The organism is Mycobacterium sp. IS-1742 (genome assembly GCF_001500125.1).
Classification (GTDB): domain Bacteria; phylum Actinomycetota; class Actinomycetes; order Mycobacteriales; family Mycobacteriaceae; genus Mycobacterium.
Map to the genome: position 1 here is coordinate 1 of NZ_LQIV01000040.1, position 603 is coordinate 603.

A 603-nucleotide genomic window follows, 5' to 3' on the forward strand; every position below is an offset into this window, starting at 1 on the left:
CATGAAGGCAATCAGTCGGGTGTTGATCGCGTTGGTTGCGGCCATCGCGGCTCTGTTCACGAGCACGGGCACCTCCAACGCAGGTCTGGATAACGAGCTCAGCCTGGTCGACGGCCAGGGCCGCACGCTGACGATCCAGCAGTGGGACACGTTCCTCAACGGGGTGTTCCCGCTCGACCGCAACCGGCTCACCCGTGAGTGGTTCCACTCGGGCCGGGCCAAGTACATCGTGGCCGGTGAGGGTGCCGAGGAGTTCGAGGGTTCGCTGGAGCTGGGTTACCAGATCGGCTTCCCGTGGTCGCTGGGTGTGGGGATCAATTTCAGCTACACCACCCCCAACATCGCCTTCGACGGCCTCGACGGCGCCTTCGTCGGCGCGGACGGCGTTATCCCGCTGGAGGGCATCGTGACCCCGCCGCTGTTCCCGGGTGTGTCGATCAGCGCGGATCTGGGCAACGGCCCGGGCATCCAGGAAGTGGCGACCTTCGCGGTCGACGTGGAGGGTGCCGAGGGTGCGGTCGCGGTCTCGAACGCGCACGGCACGGTGACCGGTGCGGCCGGTGGTGTGCTGCTGCGTCCGTACGCCCGGTTGATCGCCTCCAC

The 603-nt window shown here is 67.2% G+C and carries 1 protein-coding gene; it reads left to right on the forward strand.

Annotation, left to right across the window (positions count from 1 at the left end):
• Nucleotide 1 precedes the first annotated feature (1 nt).
• Nucleotides 2-603, forward strand: a 602-nt coding sequence (gene mspA, locus AU196_RS19300; RefSeq protein WP_059096681.1) for a porin MspA, incomplete at its 3' end; no start/stop codon positions are given.